Source organism: Pedobacter sp. 22163, assembly GCF_052045595.1.
Lineage (GTDB): Bacteria > Bacteroidota > Bacteroidia > Sphingobacteriales > Sphingobacteriaceae > Pedobacter.
Genome location: NZ_JBQEPM010000005.1, coordinates 59467 through 82701, shown reverse-complemented (window position 1 = coordinate 82701; position 23235 = coordinate 59467). Strand labels below are relative to the sequence as shown.

Here is a 23235-nt window from a genome sequence, read left to right as displayed (position 1 = left end):
TATAATAATGAAAAAATATATAAAATATCTGATTGTTGTAGTTTTAATGATTGCAACTGAGGGATGTAAGAAGGATTTGGATTTACAGAGTAAAAGCGCATATACCTATGACACTTATTTCACAAGTGATGCAGCCATAAATCAAGCCGTGATAGCTAGCTACGCTACTTTATTACACCAAGGTTTGTGGGCTCGGGAGTGGTATTATATTTTTGATCTGCTGGGCTATGATGCCAAAAATGCCCAACCACTCCAAGGGGATTTATTGGCCCTGGCACAATATAATTTTGCTCCGAACCAACCGCAGTTGGAAGCCATGTGGTCTTCGCTATACCGAATGGTAATGCGTTCGAATGTGGTGATTAACCGTGCCCAGGCATGGGCTCCTGCCAATGCAACCGAACAGGCAAACCAAAAGCAATATATTGCCGAGGCTAAATTTTTAAGGGCTTATGCTTACTTCAATCTGGTTAACCTGTACGGACGTGTACCCTTGCGTAAAGCATATATCCCGCTGCCAACAGCAGAAGAAATTAACCTACCCCGTGCAGCTGTAGCAGATGTATGGGCTTTTATTGAACAGGATTTAAAAGACGCACAAGCTGACCTTCCTATTTCTTATGCTCCAGCCAGTTTTGGACGTACTACGCGGGGGGCTGCGGTTGCTTTGCTTGGTAAATCATACCTGTACGAAAAAAAATGGGGAGATGCTGTTACTGAACTGACTAAACTGACCCAGGCTCCATATACCTATGCGCTCACACCCGTATATAACAACCTGTTTGATGATCCGAATCAGAATAATACAGCCCTTAATAAGGAAACCATTTTTCAGGTCATGAACCAGGCCTGGACCGATTGGGGTATCGGTAACCAGTATGCTCCGTTTGGCGGTCAGGAAACATGGGGTGGGAAAGCAAGCCACTCTGCCCGTGCACAGGAATATGGCTTTAACGATTGGAATAATGTGTTTATTACCACTACGGCTGTTAAAGCTTTTACTTATACCAACCCACAAACCAATACCACTTACATCGATCCGCGTGCGGCTTATACTTTTTATGGAGATGCTGCAAGCGGGGGACAAACCCAATATTGCCAGGAATGTAAAGACGGGCCAATAGCCTTTCCCTATGCCTCAGCCGGATACAAATATTTAAAATATGAGTATTATAATAAAGTAGCAAGCTTTGGTGGCCCGCAAAGCGGTATCAACGGGCAGGTAATCCGTTATGCAGATGTATTGCTGATGCTTGCCGAGGCTTACATACAGCAGGGTAATACAGGATCGCAGCCATTGGCACTGATTAACCAGGTGCGTAGCAGGCCGAGCGTTAATGCGCCACTTTATATTAGTTTGGGCAGCCAGCCTCAAGCCATGACCATCCTGATGCGCGAAAGACAATTGGAACTGACCGGCGAACAGTCCCGCTATTTTGATCTGATCCGCTGGGGGATAGCTAAGCAGACCATTAATTCGCAAAGGCAGATAGAAGATGGTACCCAACCTTTTCAGGATAAAAATGTTTTATTTCCTATCCCACTATCTGAAAAGAACGCAAACCCCAATGTTGGTAAGGATATAGGTAGTGATTGGAATTAAATCAACAAAAGAGATGAGGCTGTATCATAAATTGTAATTTACTTCGAATTTGTCACGTTGAGCCTGTCGAAACACCTTTTACGACATTAAAAAAAGGTCCTTCGACAGGCTCTCCGTAGGAGTCCTTTGGACAGGATGACAATTCTGTATTTTATGATACAGCCTCTTTTATCTGCCTATCTATTACGGTATCCATTTACGGGCAGGCCAGTACTTAACAATTATGCTACTGGCAAGATCATATCACGAACCGTTATTGCTTTTTCGTTGGCTAGGTTGTGGCACTTTCTTTTCTCCTAAAAGTCCTGGAACAGGTTTCATTTGGGATTGATCAGCATTGTTTTTTTATCTTTGTACCATGCACGGTCAACTGATAAGTCTTATTACAAAAAGTCTACAACTTTCTAACCGGGAAAGAGATTTGTGCATACAGTACTTTGAACCGGTGAGATATCCGAAAAACCGGATAATCGAAGAAGAAGGGAAAGTACCTGGGCATCTATATTTTGTGGTTTCAGGTTTTGCGAGGCTATTCCATTATAATGATAAAGGCGATGAGGTTACAACGCATATAAACTGTCCGCCTGGTTTCATTACTTCTTATGCTGATTTTACCAACCAGAAAAAGTCGGATGAAAATCTTGAATGTATTACAGAATGTGAACTTTTGCGCATCAGTAAAGCAAATCTTGATCAGCTTATACAACAGAGTCCTACTTTTATGGATTTTAGCTTCTTGGTATTTCAACAATCCTTATCCTATAACGAAACACGTGCCAGGGAGCTGGCTACCCTTGATGCAGAACAGCGTTATTTAAAAATGATGGACCAGTACCCCGAAGTTCTCCAGAATGTTCCCATGCAATACATTGCGTCTTTTCTTGGGATGAACCCTAAAAGTCTGAGCCGTATCAGAAAGAAGATTATTAGGTAACATTTGTGAAGTGGTTTTAAATCTGCAAAGTTCAACTTTGCCACAGCATTTAAAATCAATGGCTATGACAGATAAAAAACTAGTACTGGTATCCGGTGCCAATGGGCATTTAGGCAACAACCTTGTAAGACTATTGATCGAAAAAGGGATCCCGGTAAGGGCTTCAGTCCGTAACATCAAAAGCAAAAAATGTCTCAAAGATCTGAACTGCGAGGTTGTTCAGGCAGATATAACGGATAAAGCTTCCTTCAAAAGCGCACTGCAGGATGTTGATACTTTTTTTGCAGTAGGCGCTGCTTTCAAGCTGTGGGCTAAAAACCCCAAGAAAGAAATCTATGATGTGAATATATTTGGTACCCGGAATACGATAGAAGCAGCTGCAGAAGCGGGCGTAAAAAGAATCGTCTATGTGAGTTCCATTGCTGCACTGGATTATATCAATCTTCCGACAAAAGAAAGCAACGGATACAATTCCGACCGAAGGGATATGTACTACAATTCCAAGAATGACGGTGAAAAGCTGGCTTTTGATCTGGCAAGAGAATTCGGTATAGAATTGGTATCGGTTATGCCCGGAGCAATGATAGGAGGTGAAGCGTTTCTTCCACTAAATGTTTCCTATAATATCCTAAAACTGATTCTTAATAAGCAGATCCCCATGGACACCAAGATTACCCTGAACTGGGTAGATGTTAAAGATGTAGCAGAAGGCTGTTACCTTGCTGCACAGAAAGGCCGGTCTGGTGAGCGTTATATCCTTGCCAACGAAAAATGTATGACCATTACCGATACAACTAAACTGGCACAAAAACTTTATCCTGAATTGAAGATCAAAGTACCTGGAACTGTGCCAAAGTTTATTTTGTATGCTATTGCAGGTTTTATGGAGCTTTCAGCTAAAATAATTGGAAAACCTCCACTGCTCACCACTAAAGATATTGCTATGTTTTCAGGATTGCAGCAGGATTTTGATATTTCGAAATCAAGAAACGAATTAGGGTTTAATCCGAAAGATGGTCAACAGGCAGTACAGGAAGCATTGGCTTACCTGACGGAACATAGAGAATTAATTTAATTTTAGAAAAAAATTATGGTTTGGGCACACTATGATAGTATCTTTCAAAATATGCATTGACATAAACATTTATACATATATCTTTCAATAAACTCATACGCCTGAACGTCGCCTTGGATTATTTAGCATTTTTGAGATAAAAAACGGCTCTGAACAAAATCAGCTGATTTCCTAAATCGATTTAAGTGTGATCTTACGCAAGGAGATCGTGTTTTTCATTACAATGGATTTAGTTTTCAGTTTATATTTTGTCGGTTTTGTACAAAATAAAGTCTATTTAGTATAACGCTTAGAAAGCGGCTTTATATAACTTTGTTATAATACCGACAGGTGACCTTGAGATTGGAAAAATAGCATCTTCCTTGATTCAGTAATATGGTTAACGGTATAAAATATAACCAGTATAAACCAGACATAAAAGAGCAGCATGTTATAGAACGCTGAGATTTTTGTCATAGGTAAGCTAATGAACTTTCATTTAGTTTAACCTAAATTATGAGGCAATACCAAATCAGGGAATGGAAAAAATCAATATGAATTTCGGGAATCTCTTTTCTGGACAATGGAGAGCGAAATGGAGTTTGCAGATAAATATTTCACCTTTAGCAACCCTTTTATAAAAATAAAAAACAAATGAAAATTCTTTTTTTTGTACTGAGCTTTATTTTCAGTTCAGTTGGGTATGCCCAACAAATTCTATCGCCCAATAAAAAAATTAAAGTAGTTGTGGAAATGCAACAGGCTGGTCAGGGAGGTTCAGGCCAGGTACATTTTAAAGTGCTTTATAAAAAAGGAAGTGCTTATATTGAAGTGCTGCCCAGCTCACCGCTAGGCATTTCAAGGGAAGATCAGCAGTTTATATCGAATCTCCGGCTTACTGGGGAAGGTAAAGCTGTTGCTGTTCATGACAAATATGAAATGGTGACTGGAAAGCGAAAGTTCTGCGAGAATTTTGGTACTGAAAAAACATTCAGGTATAAGAATCCATCCGATCAGCCCTTGGATATCACTTTTAAAGTTTATAACGATGGGGTTGCGTTCAGGTATAGCTTTCCCAATAGCAAAGGCTCTAGTTTCTCTATTATAGATGAAACTACAGCCTATGTAGTTCCTCCAGGCAGCGAAAGATGGATACAACCCTATAACCAAGCTTACGAGGATTTTTTTCCTTTTTCTACTACTGGAACAAACGAAAAAAACAATAGCGACTGGGGGTATCCGGCATTATATAAAGTTAACAGTCAGCCATTATGGGTGTTAATTTCTGAGGCAGGCATCAGTAAAGAAAATTGCGCAGCCCTGCTTAACAATAAAGAAAACAAAAACATATATAAGGTAACCTACCCTTCGGCCAAAAAGAACCTGCCGGGCGGCGCTATTTCCAGTCTTCCCTGGAAATCGCAGTGGCACGTGATGATCATCGGGGAGTTGGCCGATCTGGTACAGAGTACATTGATTACCGACGTGAGTGAGCCTACTGCCTTTAAAGACACCAAATGGATTGAACCTGGAAGTGCAGCCTGGGTATATTGGGCATATAATCACGGATCAAAGGACTATAAGAAAGTAATTGAATACATCGACCTTGCCGTAAAAATGCACTGGCCATATGTACTGATCGACTGGGAATGGGATGTAATGTCAAATGGGGGAAAGGTGGAAGATGCCTTGGGCTACGCAAAGAGCAAGGGTATCAAGACGCTTTTATGGTACAATTCAGGTACAGATTGGCTTGGCGCGACTCCGGTAGACAGGCTGTTGACAAAAGAGAAAAGAGAAAAGGAATTTTCATGGCTGAGAAGCGTTGGGGTTTCAGGCATTAAGGTCGATTTTTTTGCGGGAGACCAGCAAAATATGATGAAATATTACATAGATATTCTGGAAGATGCTGCAAAATATCATTTATTGGTTAACTTTCACGGTGCTACCATACCCCGCGGCTGGGCCCGTACTTATCCGAACTTAATGACAACCGAAGCAGTTTACGGAGCAGAATGGTATAACAATAACTCAATCTTAACGGATAAGGCTGCTGCACATAATACCACGCTTCCATTTACCCGTAATATAATCGGTTCTATGGACTACACGCCAGTAACGTTTTCAGATTCGCAGCATGCGCATATAACATCTTTTGCGCACGAACTGGCATTAGCAGTGGTGTTTGAGTCTGGTTTACAGCATTTTGCAGACAGGCCATCTGCATATTATAATTTATCAGCAGGCCCCCAGAATTTTCTAAAGGCTTCCCTACAACCTGGGATGAAACCAAACTGATCCAGGGCTATCCTGGTGAAATGATCGTTATTGCACGAAGAAAGGGGAAGCTCTGGTATGTAGCCGGACTTAACGGAAAAGATACCCCGCAAACACTCGATCTAAATTTGAAATTTTTGGGCAATTTAGATTATTCTCTCCAGTTATTTAAAGATGGGGCAGATACGAAATCTATTACCAGCGAAACCAAAAGCGTCAGAAAATCGGGTATACTTCAAATCCAGTGCTTGCCTAGAGGCGGCTTTGCAGGAGTAGTCAGCAGCTTGTAAGACTCAAAGTTGGATCCTTAATATGGAACGCTAAATAGGTATTGATGTTACCTAGCAAGTATTTATAATTGACGGTTTTCTGTTTGTTGCTTGATGAGTTCAACTGTTGGCCCCCAGTACAGCTCCAGATGCTTACGGATCACCTCGTCAGGAAAATTGCGAATGGTAAGCTCAAGCCTAGTCTGTTTATCTTCAGGTGTCAAATTAAATTCCAATATACAATAGCTCTCTTCGGTATCGGGCAAATTGGAGAGCGAACTTAAAAAACTATAACAGAGTTTGCTGCCGGGATCCAGTTCCAGGATTGTTCCTGAATTGATGAACTGGATCCCATGCAGATTTCCTTTTGTGATTATTGCGCTACCGACCTCCCAATCCGTCTGTATTTCAATAGGGTTATCATCTGTCCATTCCTGAATAAATTCAGGAACAGTAAGGCTATCCCACACCGCATGTATTGGGGCATTGATAAACACGGTTTTTTGCAGTATATCCATAGTCACAAATTACAATATTTGTATTTTAGGCAACAGGCATGGGATTCTCATTTGTTAATGCCAAAGTTAAAGAAGAATTTCAGCCTGAAGTACCCATGTTAGTCACGATGATCATAATGCGGACAAAAAATCAATGGAACGAGACTTAACACAAAACGCTTAGCAATTTTTCAATAATTAAGCAATCATTCTTGAAGCAGCTTCTCAATTTCCTCCAACATCACAGCGAGATCAAAGGGTTTGGAAATATAACTATCTGCTCCACAGCTTTCCGCAATATTTTTGCCATCAGTACTCGCAGAGTACATCAATACAGGAGTGGAAGAGACCTTAGGGTTATCTCTTAACGACCTCAGGATCTGATCTCCTGAGATCATAGGCATCCAGATATCCAGAAGAACAATATCCGGAGATTCCCGCTCGATGGCTTTAAGCGCATTCACGCTGTTCGGCTCAAGCACTACCTGGTAGCCATCTTCCTCCAGCAACAGTTCAAGCATTTCCAATATGCCCTGATCATCATCACAAACCAAAATCTTTTTATCTTTCATACTTAAATAGGGCTAGTTAATACATTGGTAAAGTAAAGCTGAACGTAGATCCGGTATTTTTTTGGCTTTCGGCCCAAATTGTACCACCGTGGTTGGTAATGATCTGCTGGCATAGATAAAGCCCAATTCCCATTCCAGGGTAATGTTTCTGCACTTCACCAACGCGATAGAAACGGTCAAAAACCTTATTCAGCTCATCCTCGCTAATGCCCATTCCCTTATCTTCTACAGATACCTTAATGAAATCGCTAATGGAGGAAACCCTGACTTCGATTTTGGTATTATCAGCAGAGTATTTGATCGCATTGCTCAATAAGTTGGAAACAACCTGAATTAGATGGGATTCATCCCCATTGAAATTTCTGCCGATTTTTCCAGTAAGGGATATCTCTCTAGATGGCGTTGCCGCCCTGATACTTTCGATAGTTTCAGCCACCATTTTATCAAAGTCAAATTCTTCCCGGTGCAGGGTGATATTGCCGGTCTGGATCCTGGATACATCCAAGAGTTCAGACAACAACTGGTTAAGGCGCTGGATGTATTTTCCGGTTTTCTCTACAACTCCTTTAAACTTATCACTCGCATTTTCCGGCATCATCCTGTTCATAAGCTGCATATAACCAACGATCGTAGTTAATGGTGTTTTAAGCTCGTGGCTCGCAATAGAAAGAAAATCGTCCTTACGCTGCTGTAAGGCACGCTGATCGGTAATATCCTCTATAGCGAGCAATATCCAGTCCTTATATCTGCCTTCGAGCTCAATACGGTGCGCATTGAGCAGCATCAGTTTTTTGCCGATATGAGGGAAATCGTGTTCTACTTCATAGTCCAATACCGGATTGTTCGTGGGAAGGATTTCTTCCATCATTTTCTTTAGCTCTGGAATATTCCATTGGCCATTACCAAGATCGTAAAGCAATTTGCCCTTTGTTTCATTTATAGAAACCTTAAAAGTATTGAGAAAATGATTGTTGGCGCTTAAAACCTTATAATCCTTGTCCATTACAACAAGGCTCTCCCGAATGGTTTCCACAATGCTGCTCAAATATTCCTGGCTCTCCCGGTACATTCTGGTTCTTTCTTCAACTTTGCGTTCGGTCTCCTGTTGCACAAGTTCGAGCTCTTGCTGAGTCCTTCGCCTTGAAGATACGTCGTTCTGAATCCCAATAAAATGCGTGATCTGACCATTTTCGTCTTTGACCGGGGAGATATACAGTTCATTATAAAACAATTTCCCCTTTTTGGTATAGTTTCTAATCTCGACCCTGCAGCTCTCTCCAGAGGCTAGTGCCGTCGAAATTGTCTTACGTTCAGGCTGGTTACGGTCCTTACCCTGCAGGAACCTGCAGTTGTGTCCAATAATTTCACCCCTTATATACCCTGAAATTTCTTCGAAAGCAGGGTTGCAGTAGATTATCGGATTATCTGGCAGCAGATTATCGGTGATAACAATTCCGGTAACAGATGCGTCTAAAACCTTATAAAGTACGTCAAGATCCAATGGCGTATTTATTTTTTTCGTATTGATATGATTTTCCTTACCCAAATTGATAAAATTTATTTTTTATAAACGATACATGCCCCAATTTGGTTTTTAAAGATTTAAAGTTTTTGGTCGTGAAAAAAAATAGATTTTATAATAGGGATTTTTTTAATCTGTGGGTACAGTGATTCTATCATATTGCTCAAAAGAGCCTTAAAGCAAACGAAGGCCTTGAAGGATTAGTTTTTCTATGTCAGAAACGATGTTTATGTTGTTAATTGACAATGTCTTAGCTGTGTAACAGGTTTTGGAATTAGAGTCAATATAGGCCCAATAAGCTGTGAAAAATGCTCACATTAATGTTAGCTTAGCGATGCTGATGCGCTTTCTCAACTATGCTTCTGTATTTTTTATGCATCTCAATGGCGATACTTACTGAACTGCCCACCGTTTTTAAGGGGTAATCTTTCCTTTTGTTTACCCAACTCCATTCCCAGGCACTTACCTCTCTGTTAAACTGTTTGATGTTGATTTCTTTCTGATTGTCGATGGCCTTTGATGCATATTTGAAAAAAAGCGCCCATCGCGGTTTGTAAAAATCATTGAACAAACCACTCCATTGTCTGCAGGCATATTCGTTTAACGGACTTTTTTCATCACCCCATAGCGTAATTAAATCTTTCGCATTCATTTCGTAAAGTGCTTTTTCAGCTGGATTGTTTCCCCATGTTCTTGCCTGTTCAACCCACGGACCAAGCATAAAATCTTTTCGGGTAGCTAATAGTTTATCCATATCGTCAATAAGCTGAAGAAATTTTTGGCTTTCTGCTTTAAAGGTAACCATATCCTTTTTTTTGTAGGCGGTTATAAAATTTCGCTGTAGGGGCAAGGCATAATTTGCCATGGCCTGTCGGGTTACATCCACGATGTCGTACTGAAAACCATCACTACTACCGCAGACAGGCGCGGCTTTTATGAGTTCATCCCAGGCTGGTAACAGATCCCGCTCCTGATAATTTAAGGTCGTTTTGGCCCAACGGGTCAGCGAATCAAGTGTGGGGCGTGCCTGAATAATAGATTCTGCACCATCTCTGATGTATTTATCTTGAGGTACATTATATACTGTTTTTCTTAAAATTTCCCATGCCTTTTGTGCATTGGGATTGTTTTTTCCGTATCTGTTAAAAACAAAATTAGGCAGCCATGTTTTTAGATCTATCGGTTTGGATTGCCAAACATTGGCCATCATTAACTCGTACAATACCGGGTTTTGTTCAATACCTTCCATGGTGAGGCCAATACCTTTCATTTTGCCACTTTGCGGATCGTTCAAGGCTTGTGCAGGTGCGGTGGCAATTACGTCCATCCGGCCAAAAAGATTGGTGTTTCCGCCAAAATTGTGCAGCATATTCCAGATCCAGGGTTTTCCATAAAAACCCGAAGTGCGTTTCCATACCGGTTCTATTTCTGTGGCCAGGTCTAACAGTATCATCTTGTCGTTGGGTACGGCCTTTAAAAGAGCTTCTGTTTGGGGTTCTTTCCAGAATTTTCTATCACTATAAAATAGCCAGCCCTGCATTACCCAGATCGCCTTAGGATCTGCTTGCGACATCCCGTCATAAATCCTTGCACTCAGTTTACCTAAAAAATCAGGTGCTGATGATGGTGGTTCATTTTCGTTAAAGGTATCGGCAGAGTAAAGGTGATCGGTGCCCAGCAACGCGGTCTGTTTCTGTAAAAACTTTTTCCCGATAGCTGCGAACATAGGATCTTCCGAATCGAGGATATAAGTGTCTGCGAAACCATTGGTCCAATTGGTAGCCTTAAGTTTCGCATTTGGAAATTTCTTTTTAAATGCGGCTGGTACATGCCCTGTAAATGCAGGCAGAACCGGTTTCATACCAAGAGAACGCTGTCTGGCCAAGATTTTCTTTTGCAGTTCGAAGTGACTTTTCATCCAATCTATTGGCAGGGGACCGCCCCAACCATCTATATTTCCCATCCAGAACCACGAAAAATAAGCCGGTCCCGTAAAGAAATCCTTCAGATCGTTATCACTAAAACCCATTTCTTTATACAAGAGATACCAGGTATATTCTTCTCCGGTAATAGCTAAGGGCATATTAATGCCATGTAGTGCCATCCAGTCTATTTCTTTTTCCCACCTGGCCCAGTCCCACCAGCTCATGCTGTAATTAAAAGTGCAGTAGTTAAGGTAATAGCGGTACTCGTAAGGTGTAGATTTCCTTACTTTATTTTTCACCATCGGTAGGTTTTGTGGCAATTTAAGGTTAACGCCGTTCCAGGTTACCTGGCAATGGGCGTATTCCGTTAAATAATAATAAAAAGCCGAAGCAATAGCTACGCCGCTGCTCCCCCTTAAAATAATGGAGTTTTTTTTGCTTTCAATTTCAAAGACATCCATGCCGTTCTCAGAAACGATGCTTTGAATTAAAAAAAACTGATGCTGTTTGGGTAGAACCCTTTTGATCAGTTCAGCTGATGAAGAAAGATAAGCTTGGGCCCTTGTCTTAGCAGATGCCATTACCAAAAATGCAGCAAGAAAGTATATTTTATATTTCATCTGTTTGTTTTATTTTGAGAGATAACCATGGCTTTTGCTATCCTGGTATTAAAAATTATTAGCGGTTCAATATACAGATAATAAATAATGGGGCAGGTATAGTCTGGCTTCATAAAATATATTTTAACCATCATCTGGTTTTGTTATTGTGCTGCCGTTTTTTTGTTTACAGGAATATAAACTAGCGTTACAAAAGCAATTAATGTTGAAAAGATAAGCCCGTAGTTGTTTTTTCTCTGTGATGATTTAATTAAGATTATTTCTGTAGATAGATAGCTAAAGAAACTTTTGGGCAAAGGTTAAATCACATTTTTGTCTGCTACATATATAATATAGGTTCGCTAAATGGAAAACAGCGTGACGTACAATAGTTAAAAGACGATACACATTGGATTTATACCCTACCTATATGCTAATATGGATAAGACAATTGTGTTTAAAATAAAATGGATGTTATCACTTTAATGCTTTTTTTGATGCATAAAGGCACTTTCTACACCACTTAAACAAACTGGGTATAAATTTAAACAATTGTGCTATCCTTAAAATTATAGTTGTCTTAGCTTCGAATACTCAATACAGGTAAACCAATACCTTTCCGTTCGAACATGATGCTGACGTAAGTAAGACCAACACTTACACTACGAGTGCTTAACGCTGATCTTAAATCTCAGTGTGATGCCAAAGGCAGATTGTTTGATTATCAGGAAAGCTAAAATTGGTTTTTATAGTAAGGGGCTAACCAAATAAATATGAACCAAACTGAACAAACGCTCATGAAAGCACCTGGTTAAATCCAAATTGATCTCACACCGATACAGATTGAATCCGTTCAATAGTATCAAATATTAATCCTAACCAAAATAAACCAAATTTTATGACTAAAAACTACTACTACTTCAAAGAGGGGTTATTCCGCTCTACGCGAACTAAAACAATTGAAAAATCTGTTTTGGTGATCCTAATTCACTAGGACTGGCATACAATTATCCAAATCTATTTCTCTTTAAATGATTTTAAATAATGGAAAAAATAACCAATATGGGTAATGATGTGCGCTCCAGATATAGGGGAGCAAAGCAGTTATTACTCGTGATGTATTTAACACTGATTATCTCCGCGCTGTTGATTGATACAGCTGCCGCACAACAACGACGAAAAATAACCGGGACGGTAGTTGATGAACAAAAACAGCTATTAATAGGAGTTACTATTATTGTAAAAGGCACTGGTTCTAAAGTGCAAACTGGCACAAATGGAGAGTTTGCTATAGAGGTGCCTGCTGATCGGCAGACGCTTACCGTTGCATATGTAGGAATGAAAACTCAGGATGTGAGTATTGCCGGCAAAAATACGATAAACATAACCATGAAATCCAACTCAGATCAATTGGGGGATGTAGTGATTGTAGGGTACGGCGTTCAAAAGAAACAGAGTGTTGTTGGTGCAATTACACAAACCACAAGTGAAGTACTGGAACGAACAGGTGGCGTATCTAGTTTAGGTGCAGCATTAACCGGGAATTTGCCGGGAGTAATTACTACCGCCAGCACTGGAATGCCAGGGGATGAAGATCCTCAGATTCTTATCCGGGGCCGAAGTACCTGGAACAATTCCAGTCCGCTTATTTTAGTAGATGGAGTTGAACGATCGATAAATAACATCGATATCAGCTCTGTAGCTTCAGTATCTGTTCTTAAAGATGCTTCAGCCACAGCGGTATTTGGGGTAAAAGGAGCAAACGGCGTAATCTTGATTACCACCAAAAGGGGGCGTGAAGGGAAGGCAGAAATCAGAGCAGCTGCGAATACGGTTGTTAAATCTGCATCTAAATTGCCAGGTAAGCTCGATTCGTACGATATGTTCCAGGTGCGTAACCGAACAATCGAATACGAATTAGCGCTCGCTCCGGGCGCCTGGAGTTCATATCTTCCCGAAGCTGTGATGCAAAAATATCGCTCGCCAGCCAATCTTGAAGAAGCTGAGCGTTATCCAAACGTAGACTGGGTTAATACCTTGTTTAGAGACAATGCAATGTCTTACAATGCCAATCTTAATGTAAGTGGTGGAACATCGTTTGTAAAGTATTTTTCTTCTGTTGATTACCTTGATGAAGGCGATTTGTTCAGAAGGTTTGGTAACGATCGCGGTTATAGCGGTGGCTATAGTTTCAAAAGATTGAACGTAAGAAGCAACCTGGATTTTCAATTAACACCATCAACAGTATTCAGAACAAATATCTCTGGTTCAAGAGGTACATCAGAGCGCCCATGGATTGATGTTAACCCTTACAACACCTGGACAGCTGCTTATTCTGCAGCACCAAATCTCTATCTACCAGTTTATTCGGATGGCACATGGGGATATTATAAGCCCAATGAACAACAAAGTTTAAACTCTGTCAGGATTTTGTCTACCAGTGGCCTTCAAACGACCACAACTTCCCGCATCACCACAGACTTTACCTTAGATCAAAGCTTAAATTCTCTTGTTAAAGGATTAAGCTTAAAAGGAACACTTTCCATCGATAATACATTTATCGAAGCTGGTCGTGGAATTGACGACCGGAATAATGGAACACTAAGTAAATACATCGATCCTGAAACAGGAATAGTAAGCTATTCACAAACCAAAGATGCAGCAACAGAGCTGGAATGGAGAGAAAGTGTAAGATGGGCAAGCCGGGCAGGAGACGTTAACGACGGCGCAACCTACCGCAGAATGTTTTCTCAAGTGCAGGTCAATTATGCCCGAACAATTGCGCAAAATCATAATGTAACGGCTATGGGGCTTTGGAGCAGAGATAATACTGCCACGGGAAGTATTATCCCTTCTTACCGTGAAGACTGGGTTTTCCGTACCACGTACAATTATGCAGGTAAGTATAGTGTAGAATATAATGGAGCCTATAATGGTTCTGAGCGATTTGCACCTGCCTATCGTTTTGATTTCTTTTCTTCTGGTGGACTTGGATGGATGATCTCTGAAGAAAAATTCATGAAACCGATCAAATTCATCAATTCATTGAAATTACGTGGATCGTATGGTGGAATTGGTGATGATGGTGGTTCTCCCAGGTTTGCCTTCCTGACGAACTGGGTATTTGGAGGCACTACGCCACTCGGTACTACTGGTGAAGCTGCAGAGAATAGTCCTTATAACTGGTATAGGGAAACTACGGTAGGTAATCCAAATGTACGTTGGGAAAAGGTTGTAAAGAAGAATATTGCGCTTGATTTTGGGCTTTTTGGAAACACAATCTCTGGAAGTGTAGATTTCTTCCAGGACGACAGGAGCGATATCCTTACCAACAATCGTGCTGTTCCAAGTTACTATGGTGCCACACCGCCTACGTTTAACGTTGGTAAGGTGCGGTCCAGAGGTTATGAAATTGATATCCGGTTCAACAAAAAAATCACTAGCAATTTTACTGCGTGGGCCAATATCAATTATACTCATGCCAAGAACAAAGTTGTATATGCTGATGTTGCCGGATTGTTACCATTATATGCTAAGCCTCTTGATAAACAGATTGGACAGGCTTATTCTTATGTGAGCGCTGGTTATTACAATACCTGGGATCAGCTTTATGGAAGTACCATGCACAATGCCAATGACCAATTAAAAATCCCAGGAAACTATCATCTTGTAGATTACAATGCTGATGGGATAATTGATGCGAATGATAACATTCCTTATGGTTATTCTGGCGCTCCTGAAAACACCTACAATGCGACTATAGGTTTTGAATGGAAAGGATTTAGTGCCTTTGCTCAGTTTTACGGTGTGAACAATGTTACCCGCCAGGTAGTGCTGGGATCTTTTTCAGGAAAGAATACAGTTGCCTATGATGAAGGAAGTTATTGGTCAAAAGACAATACAAACCCTGATGGTCCGATGCCGCGTTGGGAAACAACTCCAGCGGGTTTTTATACAGGAGACAGGTACTTCTATGATGCTTCTTACCTGCGCTTAAAAAATGCTGAGGTGGCTTACACTTTTAGGCAAGACTGGGTTAAAAAAGCAGGAATCTCGAGCATACGTATATTCATAAATGGAAACAATTTACACGTATGGACTAAGATGCCGGATGACCGTGAAGCAAATTATCAAAGTGCGGGCGGACAGAGCTGGGCATCGCAGGGTGCATATCCAACTGTAAAACGCTATAATCTAGGCGCTAATTTCATTTTCTAAACATGATCATTATGAAAAAATATATAACACGCCTATTATTGATAGGAATGATTTGGGCGGGAATCGGTATGGTATCTTGTAAAAAATATTTAGACAGAGATCCTGAAGCAACTGTGTCAGCAGAATCTGCCTTCAAAGACTTTCGCAGTTTTCAGGGCTTTACCGAGGAGCTATATAATTGTATTCCAGATTTTACCAACCGGTATTGGACCAACAGTTTCAACTGGGGTGAAGACGAAATCCAGTCTACAGTTCAAAATTTCCACTTGGTTAACAAAATAGATAACGGCGATTTTTGGGGCTGGCAAAGAGAGTTTGATGGATGGGGTGCTGGATTTTTAGACAATGCCAACGCGAATACAAATAATGATCGTTTTACCAAGGGCCTATATCCACTGGCCTGGTATGGCATTCGTAAAGCGAATTTAGGCCTTGAGAATCTAAACCTGATGGCAAACGCAACCGACGAAGAACGCAACCTGATCAGAGGTCAACTATTATTCTTTAGGGGTTGGTTCCATTTCCAGCTCATGCAATATTTTGGAGGGCTGCCATACATTGATAAAGTATTGCCAGCAGATGAAGAATTGAGATTACCAAGGCTAAAATACCAAGAATGTGCAGCAAAGGCGGCATTGGATTTAAGAGCCGCCGCCGATCTTTTGCCAATCAATTGGGATAATACAACAGCCGGGATCCAAACCCTGGGTAAAAACCAGTTGCGCATCAATAAAATCATGGCATTAGGTTATTTAGGTAAAAACTATCTGTGGGCCGCTAGTCCATTAATGAACTTAGAATCTACCGGTAGCAAAACCTACAATGCAGAACTAAGTAAAAAAGCGGCTGCTGCATTTGCCGAGTTATTGAAACTGACAGAAAGTGGCGCTGCTGCTCATAAGTTATTGCCTTTTGCACAATACAGTACCAATTTTTATACAACTGGCCAAAATTTCTTAATCCCGGGAGGTACTGAAGTAATATTTACAGGGCCATATTGGGGAGCGCATGGTTCAACCTATGGCACTGCAAAACAATATACACCAGCAATTGTAGGTGCCGATGCACTGGTATTTGCGCCCACCGCAAATTATGTTAATTATTATGGGATGAAAAATGGTTTGCCCATTTCGAATTCGGCCCAGGCTGATCCTACTGGCTCAGGATATGATCCGCAATTTCCCTGGCGCGATCGTGATCCAAGGTTCTATAATGATATTATATACGATGGAGTTAAAGTGGTGCAGGGAACTTTGGCAGCGAATATGGAACCACACCGATATGCAAATCTGTTCACAAACGGAAGTTATAGAGATGAACGTTCTGGTAGCCGTACAGGGTATATGATGTTCAAATTTGTGCCCAGGACTGCCAATAACTTTGATCAGGGCTGGAATTATGGACAAAACCTGAATATCAAGGTTTCATATATGCGTTTGGCCGATATCTACCTGATGTACGCAGAATCGGTTGCAACAGGGTACGACTCCCCAAGTGCAACCGCAGAGGGATTTAGCAAAACTGCAGTAGATGCGATCAATGTGATCCGTGATCGTGCTGGTGTTGGACGTGTTGCCGCACAGTTTTTAGTGTCTACAACAGAGTTTATGAAAGAAGTAAGACGCGAACGCGCTGTTGAACTTGCCTTTGAAGGACATCGGTTTAATGATCTTCGCCGCTGGCATTTGCTCGCCGAAGTGCCTTATACCTTAAAAACAGCCGCGGAATTTGATCGCGCTGCTCCTTTAAGCCCTACGGCCGACACCAAATTAAACAAGGTTGTAAACTACCGCGAGCGATTAATATTACAACGTCCGTTTAGTGAAAAGCATTATTGGTTGCCACTTAAACGGGCAGATGTAAATATGTATAAGGAGTTTCCGCAAAACCCTGGATGGTAAGGTAGTTCATGATCACAAATAATTAAAGACAAGAATGATGAAATTTTTAAGAAATGCATTGGCGCTGTGTGTCTTTTTTACACTGTTTGTCGGTGTAATCAAAGGTCAGGACGCCGTTAAGATACCTATAAAAGCTGTAGTTCGGGATATCAATGGAAATCCGGTAAAAGGGGCATCCATAACTATTGAAGGAAACGACGTGCTCACCATAGCAAACCAGGCAGGTGAATTCTCCCTATCGATAGAGGAGAACAGCACATTTACGGTAAATGCTAAAGGTTATAAAACCTTGCCGGTAATCGCATTAGCCAACCTAAAGCAGGTTACCTTAACCAAAGAGGATAGACTAATAAATGTGGGTTTTAAAAATGCCACCGAAAGTAACCTTCCTGCCGGCGTTTCAAGCGTTAACCTGGCACAGCTCTTTGAAAAAAACTTTATAACCTATGGATTGGACGGGATGGAGGCTTTTGCTCCGGGCTTTAATGGTAACAACCTTTGGGGTATGAATACCTCGTTTATATTGATTGATGGAGTTCCGAGGGATGTGAACAGTGTTACACCAAATGAAATTGAGGAGATCACTTTTCTCAAGAGCGCTTCGGCCGTTGCCCTATATGGCAGCCGTGGTGCAAAAGGAGTAATCTTGATCACCACAAAAAGGGGTACGGCCACTAAGCAAAAAATAAATGTTCGTTCCAACATCGGATTAAATACACCAAAAAGATTCGCTCAATATCTGGGCTCTTCAGAGTACATGACTTTGTATAATGAGGCTTTATCTAATGATGGTTTGGCAGCTGCTTATACACCGGAAACTATTTATAATCATTCTGGTGTTAACCCTTATCGTTATCCAAGTGTAGATTATTATGCTTCAGAATACCTTAAAAATAGTTTTTCACGCTATGATGGTGTGGCAGAAATTTCAGGAGGGAATGATCGAGCCCGTTATTACACCAATGTTGGGTTTGCATCTACAGGTTCGCTGCTTAACTTCGGCGAAGCCAAAGAAAATAATACATCAGAACGCTTTAACATCCGCGGAAATGTTGATATGCAGCTAACCAAAGCACTAAAAGCCCGGGTAGACGCAAGCGCTGTGTTTTCTAGCAGTGGCGGAGTAAATACGAATTACTGGGCTAACGCTGCAACCTTGCGCCCTCATTTATTTACCCCGTTAATCCCAATTAATTTATTGGAACAGAGCGATGAGGTGAGCAAAGCGATGATTAAAAACGCTACAATTATTGATGGACAATACATCCTTGGTGGTACCCAGTTAGATCAAACGAATCCCTTTGCGGCCATTTATGCTGGTGGTAACAATAAATTTGTACAACGCCAGTTTCAGTTTACCACAGGCATTGATGCTGATTTGAAAGGAATTTTGAATGGACTTACCTTTAGTACCACTATGGGGGTTGATTACCTGAATAGCTATAATCAAGGTTATAGAAACGGATATGCAACTTACCAGCCTAACTGGACAACCTACGCTGGCACAACGATGATTGGAAGCTTAACGCGCTGGGGAGAAGATACTAAAACCGGAGTTCAGAACATTGCCGATAGTTATTATAGACAGACCATTTCGTTATCTGGCCAATTTAACTACAATACTACAATCCGTAATAATCATCATATCTCTGCAGTATTGCTGGCTGCGGCATATCGTCAATCGCAATCTGAAATCTACCAGCCAACAACAAATTCTAATTTAGGATTGCAGTTAAATTATGATTTTAGCCATAAGTATTTTGCCGAAATTACCGGAGCTGTGGTGCGCTCGCCAAAAATGCCACCGGGAAACAGGATTGCACTCTCTCCTGCAGCTTCTATTGGATGGCGCCTTAGCGAAGAGCCATTTCTGAAAAAAGTTTCGTTCATTAATGACTTAACACTAACCGCATCAGCAGGTATTTTAAATACCGATCTTGATTTTGATGAGTATTTTGCCTACGAGAGCATTTATACAGGCACAGGGGGTAACTGGTATGGTTGGAATGATGGTACAGGTACACAGTCTACAGATTCGCGCCGTGGATCCAACATGGATTTAACTTTTGCTAAAAGGAAAGAAATCAGTATCGGGATAAAAGGCGGAATGTTCAAAAATCAGTTTAATTTCGGAGCAAATGTTTTTAGAAATAACATCACCGGGATTATCGGTCAGATTAATGTTCTTTATCCAAACTATTTCACTACTGGGTTTCCAAGTTCTTCTTTTGTTCCTTACAGCAATTATAATAGCGATCAGCGTACCGGGTTGGATTTTTACTTAAATTTTAATAAACGTATTGGCGCTATTGACTGGACTTTTGGGGCGTCAGGAACATATTATACCACCAAAGCAACTAAACGTGCCGATCTGTTAACTTACGAAAATAGCTATCAATACCGTGCCGGCAGACCACTCGATGCGATATGGGGATTAAAAAGCAATGGTTTTTACATGGATGCTAACGAAGTTGCAGCGGCGGATGGAATTAGTAGTGCAAAACCAGCATTTGGATCAGCATTGGCTCCTGGCGATATCAAATATATTGACCAGAACGGTGACAAAATCATTGATGATAAGGATCAGGTATATCTTGGTCGCGGTGGATGGTTCGGTGCTCCGTTTACAGCAGGATTGAACCTAACTGCCAAATGGAAAAATCTTACTCTATTTATCTTGGGTACTGGCCGCTTCGGTGGAAGTGCCATGAAAAGCGATAACTATTTTTGGGTTAACGGAAGCGATAAGTATTCGGCAGTGGTGCGCGACAGATGGACACCTCAAACAAAAAATACGGCAACCTTTCCGCGGCTTACCACTTTAAATGGTGATAATAATTTCAGAGCGTCCGATTTCTGGTTGTACAGCACAGATCGGTTTGATTTATCTAAAGTTCAAATCTCCTATACAATTTCCGATAAATTGTTCAAAAGTAAAGTGTTGAAAGAACTGGGGCTGTATGTGGCAGGATTTAATCTTTTAACAATAGCGAAGGAAAGAGAAATACTTGAGCTGAATTTAGGGGGTGCCCCACAAACTAGGTTATATAACCTGGGCGTAAAGGCAATGTTTTAATTGAATTTTAGATTAGAAAAGATGAACAGAATATTAATACGATTTATAGTTGTCGTTGTGATGCTCTCGGGCTGTAAAAAGTTTACCGACCCCGCTCCACAAAATAATGGAGATTTTGAGAATATCTATACCGAACCCGCACTTGCCCATGGGTTATTGCTAAATGGTTACACAAGGCTTCCATCAAATGGCTGGTCGTTTAACGATGTAGCTACAGATGATGCAGTAAGTAATGATATCAATAATAATTTTAGGAAAATTGCCACGGGTCAATGGTCGGCTGCATTTAATCCATTAGATCAATGGACCAATGCAAGAGCAGGTATACAGTATATCAACTTATTTTTGGCAGAGACAGATAAGGTGCTTTGGGATTCCAAAGACCCGGTGTTGAGCAGGATGTTTAACGACAGGCAAAAAGGTGAAGCGTATGCTTTGAGAGCCTACTTAATGTCGTATATGCTACAGGCACATGCCGGAAAAGTAGGGGGTAATTTATATGGTTTCCCTATTGTACTCGAACCTGAAACACCGGCTTCTAACTTTAACCAGCCAAGGGCCACCTTTGATGCCTGTATTAAACAGATTTATGGAGATTTGGATAAGGCAGAACAATTGCTTCCTTTGGATTATGCTGATATCAATAGCACCAGTCAGATCCCGACAAAATATGCCGGAATTAATGTAGAGACCTATAACCGGGTTTTTGGTAAGTTTTTTAATCAACGCATGACGGGTCGTATTTCCAAAGCCATTCGTGCCCGCGTAGCACTAATGGGCGCAAGTCCGGCTTTCAGTACAGGTAATTCTACCACATGGGCCGATGCCGCCAGCTACGCAGCACAGGTACTTTCACTTAATAACTGGTTGGCCAACTTAGATCCTAATGGTGTTACCTGGTATGATAACAAAGCAGAAATTGATGCACTGGCTTCAGGCGCTAGTCCCAGAGAAGTGCTTTGGCGTACAAATGTTGGATCAAACAGCGATTTAGAAGCTGCTAACTATCCACCAACCTTGTCTGGACAGGGCCGCATAAACCCAACTCAAAATCTGGTTAATGCTTTCCCGATGCAAAATGGTTACCCAATTGCCAATACGCCACAGAGTGGATACAATCCTGCCGCTCCATTTACGGGTAGAGATCCGCGTTTAGCAAAGTTTATAGTGTACAATGGAAATACTATCGGGCCAACAAACAAAGTAATCAATACCACAACAGATGTGGCAACGAATGATGATGGACTGAATAGAAAAGAAGTTTCTACAAGAACTGGTTACTACATGAAAAAATTGTTAAGACAGGATGTTAGTCGTACACCAACCGTAAATAATCAGAAACACTATAGACCACATATCCGCTATACGGAAATGTTTCTGATCTATGCAGAGGCAGCAAATGAGGCATGGGGCCCTACAGCAAATGGTGGCAATCCCTATTCTGCTTATGATATCATTAAAGCTATTCGTGCCAGGGCCGGTGTTGGAACTACAAACGGTGATGCTTACCTCGAATCGATTAAAACAGATAAAGATGCCATGAGAACATTGATTAGGAATGAGCGTAGGTTAGAATTGGCTTTCGAAGGATTTCGTTTCTGGGATCTTCGTAGATGGAACGCAGCATTAACCGAACCGGTGAAAGGAGTGAGTATTTCGCAAGGCACCTATCAGGAAATCAATGTAGAAGCAAGAAGCTATCAGGAATATATGAGATTTGGACCAATTCCTTACAGCGAAACGCTAAAGTATAATGCTTTGCAACAAAACACGGGATGGTAATATTCATTCACTATAACAAAATAACATCATGAAAAATAAAGTATATATTTTACTTGCGCTCGTCTTAACACTTGGCGCTTGCAAAAACGAAGAATGGGCATTTCCAGATAATGATACCCAAACTGTTTATTTTGCCTATCAGGGGCCAATTCGGACCATCACCATAGGCGAAGATATTTTTGATACCTCACTTGATAACCAGCATAAATTTCAGATTATGGGTACGGTTGGTGGAGTTTACTCAAATAAGGAAGATATTACCATTGGCATCAGTGTAGATAACGCGCTAACTCAGGGACTATCTTTTCCATCACCCTACAGCGGTATCGTAAGGCCCATGCCAACTAATTATTATACGCTTGCGGCTAATAAAATTGTTATCCCGAAAGGAAGTTTGATAGGTGGAGTAGATGTACAGCTAACCGATGCTTTTTTCGCAGACCCATTGGCTATCAATACCACTTATGTGATCCCTTTAACGATGACCAGTGTTGATCAGAACAAAATGATCTTGCCGGAAAAAAAATATACCTTATATGCCGTAAAGTACATCAATACATGGCAGGGTTTTTATCTCCGCAGAGGAAAGGACGTGATTGCCGGCAAAGGTGGTAACACCGCACTCAATCAAACCGTAGTTCGCCATATGAAATATGTGGAGAATGATGAAATCAACAAATTAAACACACGTTCACTTACCCAGGCCGAGTTTCCTGTCACATTTAAAGTAACAGGCGGAACCAGTATCAGCCGAACCTTATTGTTAACTTTTGATAACACGGGCAACTGTACAATTGCAGCCGGTGATGCCAGTTTTACGGCAAGTGGTACTGGAAAATTTGTTAAACGGGGAGAGAAAAACAGCTGGGGCAGCCAGGATCGCGATGCTCTTTATCTGAACTATCAGATCGATCTGAATGATAGGACGGTGAATAGCGTAGATACCCTGGTAATGCGCGACCGTGGCGTGAAGGCCGAAACATTTACGCCGGTCAAATAATTAAAT

Annotated in this window: 14 protein-coding genes; 10 read left to right on the top strand and 4 right to left on the bottom strand. The window is 41.1% G+C overall.

All coding sequences use genetic code 11. From position 1 onward, the window contains the following. The first annotated feature begins 7 nt into the window (after positions 1–7). The 5 genes from ACTJKN_RS14390 to ACTJKN_RS14370 all read left to right on the top strand — a co-directional run bounded on the left by ACTJKN_RS14390 (position 8) and on the right by ACTJKN_RS14370 (position 6158). Positions 8–1603, top strand: coding sequence for a RagB/SusD family nutrient uptake outer membrane protein (locus ACTJKN_RS14390; protein ID WP_440825992.1), 1596 nt, complete (start codon positions 8–10; stop codon positions 1601–1603). Positions 1604–2048: 445 nt separating this feature from the next. After that, positions 2049–2537, top strand: coding sequence for a Crp/Fnr family transcriptional regulator (locus tag ACTJKN_RS14385; protein ID WP_440825990.1), 489 nt, complete (start codon positions 2049–2051; stop codon positions 2535–2537). A gap of 64 nt (positions 2538–2601) precedes the next feature. Then, positions 2602–3612, top strand: a complete 1011-nt coding sequence (locus tag ACTJKN_RS14380; RefSeq protein WP_440825989.1) for an NAD-dependent epimerase/dehydratase family protein — start codon at positions 2602–2604, stop codon at positions 3610–3612. A 633-nt stretch (positions 3613–4245) separates the two neighbouring features. Beyond that, entirely contained in the window at positions 4246–5889 is a 1644-nt protein-coding gene (locus ACTJKN_RS14375) for a glycoside hydrolase family 97 catalytic domain-containing protein (RefSeq protein ID WP_440825987.1), read from the top strand. A 20-nt stretch (positions 5890–5909) separates the two neighbouring features. Further along, positions 5910–6158: a glycoside hydrolase family 97 C-terminal domain-containing protein gene (locus ACTJKN_RS14370; RefSeq protein ID WP_440825986.1), complete on the top strand. Its 249-nt coding sequence runs from the start codon at positions 5910–5912 to the stop codon at positions 6156–6158. A 62-nt stretch (positions 6159–6220) separates the two neighbouring features. Here ACTJKN_RS14370 and ACTJKN_RS14365 read toward each other — a convergent pair whose 3' ends face one another. The 4 genes from ACTJKN_RS14365 to ACTJKN_RS14350 all read right to left on the bottom strand — a co-directional run bounded on the left by ACTJKN_RS14365 (position 6221) and on the right by ACTJKN_RS14350 (position 11273). Next, positions 6221–6655, bottom strand: coding sequence for an SRPBCC family protein (locus ACTJKN_RS14365; RefSeq protein ID WP_440825984.1), 435 nt, complete (start codon positions 6653–6655; stop codon positions 6221–6223). A gap of 185 nt (positions 6656–6840) precedes the next feature. Continuing rightward, the gene (locus ACTJKN_RS14360; protein ID WP_440825982.1) at positions 6841–7206 is read right to left on the bottom strand and encodes a response regulator transcription factor; all 366 of its coding nucleotides are present in this window, start codon (positions 7204–7206) and stop codon (positions 6841–6843) included. A gap of 16 nt (positions 7207–7222) precedes the next feature. After that, the gene (locus ACTJKN_RS14355; RefSeq protein ID WP_440825980.1) at positions 7223–8752 is read right to left on the bottom strand and encodes a PAS domain-containing sensor histidine kinase; all 1530 of its coding nucleotides are present in this window, start codon (positions 8750–8752) and stop codon (positions 7223–7225) included. Positions 8753–9056: 304 nt separating this feature from the next. Next, positions 9057–11273: an alpha-N-acetylglucosaminidase gene (locus ACTJKN_RS14350; RefSeq protein WP_440825978.1), complete on the bottom strand. Its 2217-nt coding sequence runs from the start codon at positions 11271–11273 to the stop codon at positions 9057–9059. 1023 nt (positions 11274–12296) lie between these two features. On the opposite strand from ACTJKN_RS14350, the gene ACTJKN_RS14345 reads away from it, so the two are divergent. The 5 genes from ACTJKN_RS14345 to ACTJKN_RS14325 are packed head-to-tail and all read left to right on the top strand — an operon-like array spanning position 12297 to position 23229. Further along, positions 12297–15470, top strand: a complete 3174-nt coding sequence (locus ACTJKN_RS14345; protein ID WP_440825976.1) for a SusC/RagA family TonB-linked outer membrane protein — start codon at positions 12297–12299, stop codon at positions 15468–15470. An 11-nt stretch (positions 15471–15481) separates the two neighbouring features. Next, the gene (locus tag ACTJKN_RS14340; RefSeq protein ID WP_440825974.1) at positions 15482–17371 is read left to right on the top strand and encodes a RagB/SusD family nutrient uptake outer membrane protein; all 1890 of its coding nucleotides are present in this window, start codon (positions 15482–15484) and stop codon (positions 17369–17371) included. A 34-nt stretch (positions 17372–17405) separates the two neighbouring features. Then, positions 17406–20447 carry a SusC/RagA family TonB-linked outer membrane protein gene (locus tag ACTJKN_RS14335; RefSeq protein ID WP_440825972.1) on the top strand — a complete coding sequence of 1014 codons (3042 nt, stop codon included), beginning with the start codon at positions 17406–17408 and terminating at the stop codon, positions 20445–20447. Between the two features lie 21 nt (positions 20448–20468). Beyond that, complete coding sequence (locus ACTJKN_RS14330; protein ID WP_440825970.1) at positions 20469–22229, top strand: RagB/SusD family nutrient uptake outer membrane protein; 1761 nt, start codon at positions 20469–20471, stop codon at positions 22227–22229. 28 nt (positions 22230–22257) lie between these two features. Then, positions 22258–23229, top strand: coding sequence for a DUF5627 domain-containing protein (locus ACTJKN_RS14325; RefSeq protein WP_440825968.1), 972 nt, complete (start codon positions 22258–22260; stop codon positions 23227–23229). Positions 23230–23235: the final 6 nt, after the last annotated feature.

Excerpts from the sequence above, each read along its gene's own strand:
- ACTJKN_RS14325 (WP_440825968.1), top strand. The coding sequence starts at position 22,258 with ATGAAAAATAAAGTATATATTTTACTTGCGCTCGTCTTAACACTTGGC.
- ACTJKN_RS14380 (WP_440825989.1), top strand. The coding sequence starts at position 2,602 with ATGACAGATAAAAAACTAGTACTGGTATCCGGTGCCAATGGGCATTTA.
- ACTJKN_RS14330 (WP_440825970.1), top strand. The coding sequence starts at position 20,469 with ATGAACAGAATATTAATACGATTTATAGTTGTCGTTGTGATGCTCTCG.
- ACTJKN_RS14345 (WP_440825976.1), top strand. The coding sequence starts at position 12,297 with ATGGAAAAAATAACCAATATGGGTAATGATGTGCGCTCCAGATATAGG.
- ACTJKN_RS14340 (WP_440825974.1), top strand. The coding sequence starts at position 15,482 with ATGAAAAAATATATAACACGCCTATTATTGATAGGAATGATTTGGGCG.
- ACTJKN_RS14375 (WP_440825987.1), top strand. The coding sequence starts at position 4,246 with ATGAAAATTCTTTTTTTTGTACTGAGCTTTATTTTCAGTTCAGTTGGG.
- ACTJKN_RS14370 (WP_440825986.1), top strand. The coding sequence starts at position 5,910 with ATGATCGTTATTGCACGAAGAAAGGGGAAGCTCTGGTATGTAGCCGGA.
- ACTJKN_RS14360 (WP_440825982.1), bottom strand. The coding sequence starts at position 7,206 with ATGAAAGATAAAAAGATTTTGGTTTGTGATGATGATCAGGGCATATTG.
- ACTJKN_RS14390 (WP_440825992.1), top strand. The coding sequence starts at position 8 with ATGAAAAAATATATAAAATATCTGATTGTTGTAGTTTTAATGATTGCA.
- ACTJKN_RS14350 (WP_440825978.1), bottom strand. The coding sequence starts at position 11,273 with ATGAAATATAAAATATACTTTCTTGCTGCATTTTTGGTAATGGCATCT.
- ACTJKN_RS14365 (WP_440825984.1), bottom strand. The coding sequence starts at position 6,655 with ATGGATATACTGCAAAAAACCGTGTTTATCAATGCCCCAATACATGCG.
- ACTJKN_RS14335 (WP_440825972.1), top strand. The coding sequence starts at position 17,406 with ATGATGAAATTTTTAAGAAATGCATTGGCGCTGTGTGTCTTTTTTACA.